This is a genomic window from Allocoleopsis sp., from assembly GCF_036703385.1.
GTDB lineage: Bacteria > Cyanobacteriota > Cyanobacteriia > Cyanobacteriales > Coleofasciculaceae > Allocoleopsis.
Genome location: NZ_DATNPA010000248.1, coordinates 1 through 9,313 on the forward strand (window position 1 = coordinate 1; position 9,313 = coordinate 9,313).

8 protein-coding genes are annotated in these 9,313 nt (G+C 43.8%); 5 read left to right on the plus strand and 3 right to left on the minus strand.

Going from position 1 to position 9,313, the window contains the following annotated elements:
• The 3 genes from V6C93_RS11960 to V6C93_RS11970 all read left to right on the plus strand — a co-directional run.
• Nucleotides 1-1,893: ATP-binding protein (locus tag V6C93_RS11960; RefSeq protein ID WP_333476884.1), on the plus strand; the 1,893-nt coding region annotated here is incomplete at its 5' end.
• Nucleotides 1,894-1,930: 37 nt separating this feature from the next.
• Nucleotides 1,931-2,413 (plus strand): cupin domain-containing protein, encoded by a 483-nt coding sequence (locus V6C93_RS11965; RefSeq protein ID WP_333476885.1) that lies wholly within the window; start codon nucleotides 1,931-1,933, stop codon nucleotides 2,411-2,413.
• A 301-nt stretch (nucleotides 2,414-2,714) separates the two neighbouring features.
• Nucleotides 2,715-3,359 carry a TerD family protein gene (locus V6C93_RS11970; protein WP_333476886.1) on the plus strand — a complete coding sequence of 215 codons (645 nt, stop codon included), beginning with the start codon at nucleotides 2,715-2,717 and terminating at the stop codon, nucleotides 3,357-3,359.
• A 199-nt stretch (nucleotides 3,360-3,558) separates the two neighbouring features.
• Here V6C93_RS11970 and V6C93_RS11975 read toward each other — a convergent pair whose 3' ends face one another.
• Together V6C93_RS11975 and V6C93_RS11980 are read right to left on the minus strand one after the other, a co-directional pair.
• Nucleotides 3,559-3,795 (minus strand): hypothetical protein, encoded by a 237-nt coding sequence (locus tag V6C93_RS11975; RefSeq protein WP_333476887.1) that lies wholly within the window; start codon nucleotides 3,793-3,795, stop codon nucleotides 3,559-3,561.
• A 50-nt stretch (nucleotides 3,796-3,845) separates the two neighbouring features.
• Nucleotides 3,846-4,319: a GNAT family N-acetyltransferase gene (locus V6C93_RS11980; protein ID WP_333476888.1), complete on the minus strand. Its 474-nt coding sequence runs from the start codon at nucleotides 4,317-4,319 to the stop codon at nucleotides 3,846-3,848.
• Between the two features lie 40 nt (nucleotides 4,320-4,359).
• Between V6C93_RS11980 and V6C93_RS11985 the strand changes: the two genes are divergently transcribed.
• Both V6C93_RS11985 and V6C93_RS11990 read left to right on the plus strand, forming a co-directional pair.
• A complete protein-coding gene (locus V6C93_RS11985) occupies nucleotides 4,360-5,724 on the plus strand; it encodes a cytochrome P450 (RefSeq protein WP_333476889.1) in 1,365 nt (454 codons plus the stop codon).
• Nucleotides 5,725-6,450: 726 nt separating this feature from the next.
• Nucleotides 6,451-7,572 carry a hypothetical protein gene (locus V6C93_RS11990; protein WP_333476890.1) on the plus strand — a complete coding sequence of 374 codons (1,122 nt, stop codon included), beginning with the start codon at nucleotides 6,451-6,453 and terminating at the stop codon, nucleotides 7,570-7,572.
• Nucleotides 7,573-7,696: 124 nt separating this feature from the next.
• On the opposite strand, the gene codA is transcribed toward V6C93_RS11990, so the two are convergent.
• Entirely contained in the window at nucleotides 7,697-8,938 is a 1,242-nt protein-coding gene (gene codA, locus V6C93_RS11995; RefSeq protein ID WP_333476891.1) for a cytosine deaminase, read from the minus strand.
• Nucleotides 8,939-9,313: the final 375 nt, after the last annotated feature.

Consider the following 9,313-nt stretch of genomic DNA (forward strand, 5'->3'; position numbering starts at 1 on the left):
ATCGGCAATGCGATTAAGTTTACCGATAGTGGTCGTGTAGAAGTGTCGGCCCAGTTCATCAGTCGTGTAGGAAATAAGGAGAGCGAGACTTGGACAGAGGCAGAGAGTATCCCAGCTTCTAGAGTAGCCGCGCAGAGCGCGATGCAAAATCAAAAATCAAAAATCAAAATTACTGTCTCTGATACAGGTATTGGTATTCCAGAGGATAAACTAGAGCGCATTTTTGAATCATTTGAGCAAGCTGATGGCTCTACATCCCGGATTTATGGTGGGACTGGTTTGGGGCTAGCGATTACAAAAAAATTGGTAGAACTGCACGGGGGGAAGATTTGGGTTGAATCCAGGCTGGATGAAGGTTCGCACTTTACTTTTACCTTGCCAGTGAATCAGTTGTCAGAAAGCGGTAGTTTTAGCACCCATGTATCCAGTCTTAGCTATCAGCCTCCTTCCTCCTCAATCCTTAGTCCTGTGTTCTCTGTTTATGACCAAGGTCAGGGGATGAATGATGAGGAACAGATGAGCAGTAATGAAGAGCTTGTTCTGGGAGATGTGCGAGAACAATTGGCGCATGATCAAGAGCAGCCTTACAAAATCCTGGTTGTGGATGATGAACTTGTGAATCGTCGAGTTTTAGTTAATCATCTGTCTTTGCATCACTATGAGGTGACTGAGGCATCCTCTGGAGCGGAAGCATTGGCACTTTTGAAAGAGGGGCTAAAGCCTGATTTAATCTTGCTCGATGTGATGATGCCCCGAATGACAGGCTATGAAGTTACACGCAAAATCCGCGAAACGTGGCAGGCTAATGAGTTACCCATTGTATTGCTTACGGCTAGAAACCAAGTCTCAGATTTAGTGGTGGGCTTAGAAGCAGGAGCCAATGATTATTTGAGCAAGCCAATTGCCAAGGATGAACTTTTGGCGCGGATAAAAACCCACTGTACCCAGGCCGCAATTTTTTTAGAAAATGCTCGTCTCTATGTGGAATTACAGGCATCGGAAACCAGAGAACGAGAGCGTGTTCTTCAACTCGCTCAGTCTTTGCAACAGCTCCAGCAAATGCAACTCCAACTCGTGCAGAGTGAGAAGATGGCAAGTATCGGTCAATTAGTGGCTGGAGTTGCCCACGAAATTAATAACCCTGTAAGCTTTATCGCAGGCAATCTCAGTTATGCCGATACATCACTCCAGGATTTAATTCATCTCTTGAAACTCTATCAAAAATATTATCCTCATCCTGCATCAGAGATTATTAGGGAAATTGAAGAAATTGATTTGTTCTTTTTGAGCGAAGACTTACCCAAATTAATTTCTTCCTTGAGAGTGGGGACAGACCGTATCCGCACGCTGTGTACGTCCCTGCGAACCTTCTCACGAGCAGACACATCAACCAAAGTAGCGTTTAATCTACATGAGGGGCTTGAGGGCACATTGATTATCTTAAAGCATCGTCTCAAAGCCAACGGGCCTCGTCCTGAAATTGCAGTACTCAAAGAGTATGGTGATTTACCTCTGGTAAACTGCTATCCCGAACAGCTCAATCAGGTGTTTCTCAATCTTCTTGCCAATGCCATTGATACCCTGGATGAGTTGACTCAGAGTCAGTTATATCAGAAAAGCGAAACGAACCCCAAACAGATTACCATTCGCACGGAAGTTTCCCAGGATGAGCAATGGGTAAGCGTCCGAATTAAGGACAATGGACTAGGCATTAGCGAAGAGATTAAACAAAAGGTATTTGACCATTTGTTTACAACCAAACCGGTGGGAAAAGGCACAGGACTGGGCTTATCAATCAGTCATCAGATTGTGGTAGAAAAACATAGAGGAAAACTCAGTTGCATTTCTTCTCCTGGAGAAGGTTCAGAGTTCATCATTGAAATTCCAGTATAGGTGCAACTAACCCTCTACTCCCTGACCTGATTGTACTATGAGAAAATTGTCTCTACTTCTCCCCCTAGCTATCCTCGCTTTTGGCAGTATCGTTGTTAACAGCCAAGAAACATCCTCGCCTAATACTTACACTCAATTTGTCACCCGTGAAGTTTTAGCGAATGGTTATCCAACTCAAGATCAAAAGCAGATTCTTGAGCTTGTTCGTTATACCATTGCACCCAGAACAAAAGTGCCTACTCATACTCATCCAGGAATGCAAATTCAACGAGTAGAGGCAGGAACTTTAACTTATACGGTTGTGAAAGGAGAAGCTAAAGTAACGAAAGCTAACCGCACAGAATTGATTCTGCAAGCCGGGAAAACTATAGAGCTGACAGTCGGAGATTCTTTCGTTGAACCAGCTCAAATGGTTCATTATGGACAAAACAAAACAAACAGCCCGGTTATTCTGTTGTCTGCTTCTTTATTTGATTCTAGTCAACCAAAATCTATTTTAACCGATTCTGAAAACAGATGAAAGCAGATATATGCAAGTGATCGCTTCTGACAATACCATTGGGTTAAGTTGCGATCGCATGAGTTAAGTTGCGATCGCACTTCAAGTTATTTGCGAACTGCGATCGCTCTATGGAAAATGTGAGTTTTGCATCAATGTCTCGAAATAAAGATATCCGCCCAGCAACCTGATTATCGTAGAATGCGTAAGCATTTATCTAAGTTATATGAAAATTTATTAAATTATACGAACCCTTTATAGACAAGTCCGTTTGTGCCTTAAAATCCTTATTGATATTTAATTCCAGGAGGCAATTTAGATTATGGCAATTTTCTTGGGCAAAGGACAAGGTATATCACTTAGCAAAACCAACCCTAGTCTTTCCGAAATATTTTTAGGTTTAGGATGGGACGTTCCAAGTGATAGCGATGTCGAGTTCGATTTAGATGCTTTTGCCTTTCTTTTAGGCGCTAACGAAAAGCTAATTTCTGATTCTCATTTAATTTTTTACAATAATCTCACAAGTCCCGATCCACATCAATCCGTTCAGCACATGGGGGATAACTCAACAGGTGTAGGTGAGGGGGATGATGAAGTTATCAAAGTTAATTTAAAAAGAGTACCTGCTGAGATACAAAAAATTGTTTTAGCTGTAACAATTTTTGAAGCAGAAGAACGCAATCAAAATTTTGGACAAGTAAAAAATGCGTTTGTGCGTTTAGTCAATGATCAGACCCAAGAAGAAGTCCTACATTACAATCTTGAAGAAAAATTCTCTGTTGAAACAGCACTGATCATGGCTGAACTATACCGTCAAGATGGAGGATGGGCACTCAAAGCTGTAGGCACAGGCCATAACGGTGGCGCTCAAGTATTAATTGATCGTTACGCTGCTCCTCCTCAATCTGCAAATGTGCGTCAACCGGCTATCAACTGGCGGTATCGCGTTGCAGCATCAAACAAATAAAGCACGATTTAGTTTGGGGTAAAATCTGTTTTCATTGGTAACCTTTAACTGGTACTTAACATTCTCGCGAACACACAGTTTTTGAAGTTTAACGGGAGATGATTGCGCCCTTTAGATAGCATCGCACAGATGACGATTTTCTTCTTTAAAATTGGTAGTTTTCGCAGATAACGGCGCACCCAATTACAGCCAATTTTATCTAGCTGGTGCCAATCGATGCCTGCGATAAATTCCCAAGAATCACCGTCTTGTCCCAACTGTTTGAGGCGAAAAGCTGACCATCAGGGTTAAATGCCACGCTGACCACAGAGGCATCATGCCCTTTCAAGGTTGCGATTAAGGTACCGTCTAATTTCCAAAGTTTGACGGTGCCATCGTGACCGCCGGGTGCAATCAACTGCTCGATAAACCGCTGTGGTTTGTTAAAAATTATCACAGCTAATAGGATTACTAGAAAGATTTAAGATTTATTTTATCAATAAGCTATTAAATTATTTTCTCCATAAACACAGTACAAAAACTATCGTTATAGGGAGCGATCGCATAAAATCCAATCCGCTTATAAAACTTCAGCGCTTGTGTTTGTTTTTGTTCGTCCAAGAGGTCGAGTCTGACTTTTTGATAGCCTGTTTTCCGAGCAAAATCTAAAAGCAGCTGAACCATTTGCTTGGCTAATCCTCGTCCTCGATACTCTTTGAGAAACCACATTCGCTTGAGTTCACAGATGCCATCGTTCAAGCGTCGGATAGCTCCACTTCCTACTACCCTTCCCTCGTCCATAAGCACTAAGAATGTGCCACCATTGTCAAAGTAGTGCGCTCGCACCTCATCTATGTCAGACATAGTATCGAAGCGCCTAACCGTTTCTTCAGAGACCTGAAAAATTTCCTCGCAAACCCTAAAAACCAGGCGCTTGACCGCTTCGGCTTGGTGTAATTGTATGGGTTTGATTTCTATCATGTGAGATAGGGCAGTTGATTCTTACCCAAATTCAACATCTATGACATTACCGAATGGCCCGCGATCGCCGCGATTTCTACGACTACTTAAACTAATTTTTCGCCCCTTGGACTACCTGGATGAGTATTCCCAACGCTATGGCGACATCTTCAAAGTCGGAGGCGACAATTCACCACCATTTGTCTATGTGGGTAATCCACAGGCAATCAAGGAGATTTTGACTGCCGATCCAGCGCAATTTCACTCTGGGCAAGGAAACGGAGTTTTACGATATTTGCTGGGGGACAACTCTATAACGTTACTGGATGGCGATCGCCACGAACGTCAGCGACGGTTGTTGATGCCTCCCTTTCATGGCGATCGCTTGCGGACATACAGCCAGCTCATCTGTGACATTACTCAGGACGTAACCAACGAGTGGATGATTGGCAAACCCTTTGCAATTCGTCCACCTATGCAAGAGATTACCCTGCGGGTAATTTTACGAGCGGTGTTTGGGTTGGATGAGGGAGAGCGCTTTCAGCAACTGAGGCAATTGCTCAATTTAGTATTAGAGGCGCTGGGCACTCCTCTGAGTTCCACCTTGCTCTTTTTCCCCTCACTCCGACAGGATTGGGGTCCATTGAGTCCGTGGGGACGCTTTTTGCGAATCAAACAGCAAGTCCGACAACTGCTCTACGACGAGATTCGGGAACGTCGAGCGCAAGGTGACTTCTCTCGTACTGATATTCTTACCTTACTGCTGTCAGCTCGTGACGAAGCCGGTCAACCGATGACGGATGAGGAGTTACACGACGAGTTGATGACACTCCTCGTTGCTGGACATGAAACCACAGCTTCAGCCCTAACCTGGGCATTGTACTGGATTCATCATCTCCCAGTTGTCCAAGATAAGCTGCTTCACGAGCTGGAAACGCTGGGGGATGGAGTCGATCCGATGGAAATTGCTCGACTTCCCTACCTGAGTGCTATCTGCTCTGAAACACTGCGGATTTATCCCATTGCTCCCAGTACCTTCATTAGAATTCTCAAATCCCCAATGGAGATTGGGGGTTACCAGTTTGAAGCGGGTACAGCGCTGATGCCTTCGATTTATCTGATCCATCAGCGAGAGGATATCTACCCGGAACCCAAGCATTTTAAACCAGAGCGCTTCTTAGAGCGGCAATATTCACCTTACGAGTATTTTCCCTTTGGTGGCAGCAATCGTCGTTGTATTGGAGCGGCATTGGCACTGCTGGAGATGAAGCTAGTCCTAGCTACTATTGTGTCGCGCTATCAATTGAAGCTAACCAGTAGTCGCCCCATCAAGCCAGTACGTCGAGGTTTGACGTTGGCTCCCCCCGCAGGGATGCAGATGGTTGCGATCGCACATCGGCTTCAGAAAACTCCAGTTATGCTGTGAATTCAGTCGATAAGCTGTCGTGCTTGGAAAAGAGCATATCTCTTGGGGCTGGTAATGGGTAATAATGGGTAAGTGGACTTAAGCTATTAGCCCAGAGTTAAAACTCTGGGCGGGTGTGGAAGCTAAGCATTAAGCCATCTCTAGCCTAAGTTGACACGTATGGCTATGATCGTTACCTACAAAACCTGATTTAAGCTGATAAAAACCCTGTAAAGAGTGGAATCAATTTTTCAGCCTTTATGCTGATTGAATTGCGCAACATGGCTGAGCAAGATTCAGAAGGGTTACCTCTACCATAAGGATGATTGACAGCAAAACAACAGTACGATATTTTACATCCCTACAACGCTTTCCTGACTCCTCTATTCCTGTATAGAACGCTTTCAACTCTATTCATCTGAATCTCTACTTGAAAGTCGATGGGAAGAGCTTGCCATTCTCCCATAAAGTGGGGTTTTCTTCGCAGACATGATATTAAAGATGAGTCTGCTTTCAAAATCAAAAAAATTTTCTTTCCAGCAGGAATAGCAGGAAAGCAGTAATAAGGCTCTGTATAAAGCTTTAAAAGCATTCCTACCCATTGCAGGGAGTGTACTGCTTTACGTCTAGGTGCAGGCTGTTTGATCCAGGAAATTTGCCAGCTCAGGTGAAGCTATTTTTGCTGTAATCCATTCCTCAGGGTAGCAAGATTGACCAAATGTTTAAACACAGCTCGCAGAGACAATAATGCTGAGAAATACCACACTTGTCAACAATACCTCAGTTGATCGCTTAGCCAAGCTTTGGGCAGAGCGCTATGTACCCGACTTATCAACACTTTCCTCCTCAACAGACTCTTTTGCTTTGTCTGAGTTGGTGGAAGCAGCCTCCCCAGAAGGGCGAGCTCAAACCGTTGCTAAATTGCAGCGTATGGTGGAAATAAACTGTAAGTGTGCTGGAATACAGACCAATGTTATTTTCTCTTACATTCCTAATGTTGTCAGTTTGACTGAAAGCCAAGGAATAGCCCGAGGCGCATCTCAGGTTTATCAGAAGGTACTGGAAATTTACCAACAGCAAGTAACACCTCCCCCCTTACTAAAAGCTATATCTGATCGAGAAATTGTTAATTTATCCAGCGATGATTTTAAGGCAGAGGTAATACCCAGACTCTCTGTGTCAGAAGTCAAACACCTAGCAACGGCGATCGAACCTATCCTATTACAACTTCAGGCACAACATCTGTCAGCCACTGAACGACGTACCGTTGGGTTTATGAGTACGCAGTTTCACCTCAGTGCCAAATTAGTACTCAATCGACTGACAACAGCAGAACAACTTTTGCTCAGTCCCTACTTCAAATTTGTCGAAGAGCAAGTTTGTATTCCCTGGCAGCGAGTCTGCGCTGCTGCGGCAAAGCACCAACTTAACTCACCCTTGTTATCCCTTATCCAGAAGCTTTTACCGGCTTCTCAGGAGATTGCCAAGCAAGTCTATAACCGAGCCGCCCAATTGTACCCAAATCATCGCAGCCGTCGCGGAGGGCTGAGTGAGCCTGGGGTGAGAACCTCTAGCATCCGAGATATAGAAATGTTCCAAGGCTATCTGTGGTTATGTGCTTTAGAGGGGAGTATGAGTGCAGTAGAAGATGAATTACTTCCTTTGTGTATGATGGTTTTTCCGAGTATCGATGTCACTTGGGAACTGGTAGAACAATTGCTACCGTTACTCATTGCTGAAATCCAGGAGCGCGTGTTGCCAAGTCAGATGCGCCTATTATTGCCCTATACTCAAGCGATGCAACAGTTATTCTCTAATCTTGAAACGAAAGCAGCGGATAAAGTCAGAAGTTCTATCCTATCCGTTTGAATAATCAGAAGTATCAAAAGATAATGGGTTATGGGTAATCAAAAGACACTGACTCTTTTGGAATATTAAATTTTTGTTGGCGAGATTCCCATCATCTATATAATTAAAAACCCATCATCCATTATCAAATACTTCTCCATTCCGTTTCTGGTGCTGTTGTCTTAGCTAACAACTTCCCCTGATAAATTACATAACGAACCGTTGCTCGACGACGAATGGCATCATAACGGCTATCAGCATCCAAGACAATTAAATTAGCTGATTTCCCGACTTGAATACCATAACTATCTGCCAAATTTAAAGTTTTCGCACCATACTCAGTTACCATATCAAAACAAGCATCTATCTCAGCCATGCCCGTCATCTGACAAACATGAACAGCCATGTGCGCTACATCTAGCATATTTCCCGTGCCTAAACTATACCAGGGGTCTTGGACGCAATCATGCCCTAAACTGACATTCAGCCCAGCTTGCCACAGTTCTTTAACTCGTGTTACACCTCGGCGTTTGGGGTAAGTATCGGTGCGTCCTTGGAGGGTAATATTAATTAAGGGATTGGCAATGAAATTAATTTGCGATCGCTGCAACAATCCCATCAACTTATTGGCATAGGCATTGTTATACGAACCAAAAGCAGTTGTATGGCTCGCCGTGACTCGCGACCCCAACCCAGAGCGAATCGCACAAGCCGCCACAACTTCCAGAAATCGCGATTGCTCGTCATCAATTTCATCACAGTGGATATCAATTAGTCGATTATACTTTTGAGCTAATTCAAAAATCCGATGTACCGATCGCACACCATCTTCTCGCGTCATTTCATAGTGAGGAATTCCTCCCACTGCATCCGCACCTAATCTTAGGGATTCTTCCAACAACTCTTCATTTTTAGGATGACCGTAAATCCCATCTTGGGGAAAAGCCACCACTTGCAGTGTTATCCAATCTTTGACTTCTCCCCGAACTTCTAACAAGCCTTGAAGCGCGGTTAACGTTGATTCGCTCACATCAGCATGGGTACGAACAAATAACACTCCCTGAGATGCCTGCAACTTTAAGGTTTCTTTCGCCCGGTTTTTCACATCTTCCAGGGTCAGGCTTTGCTTGCGTTCTCGCCAAATTTCAATTCCTTCAAATAATGTTCCGCTTTGATTCCATCGAGGTTCACCCGCCGTTAACGCTGAATCTAGATGAATGTGCGACTCAACAAAGGGCGGACTAACCAGTTGTCCTTGGATATCCAGTTCTAGTTGCCCTTGTTCGCTTAGATGAGGCGAAATTGCTGCAATTAGGCCATCCCGAATCCCAATATCAACTTCATCGTTGAACAACTGGCAGCGGTGAAGGAGTAAGTCGTAAGACATTGGTGTCAGAAATTAGGTAGTAAGTGAGACAATTCTGTAAAAATTTTTTACCTTAATCTTTACTATAGTTGGATTTCTATCTCTGGCTGCAACATAGTAATTTTCCTTCAATTTGCTACCTATTCAGCTCTCCTCGAGTCCCCATACAAGAAAAAGCGTAGCATCCTCTGATACCGAATCCGGGGTGAGTACCCTCTTTTATGAGAACAAACCACAGAGGCACAGAGGACACTGAGAAGAGAAGAGGAGGAAATGAGGGGGGAGAAAGTTTACATATGTTGCAACTGAGTAGGATCGATTTTTTTTAATGGTAATTGAGATGGAAAAGGAGGAAATTCAGCAATGAATAAAAATGAATAAACTAGAATACTATCG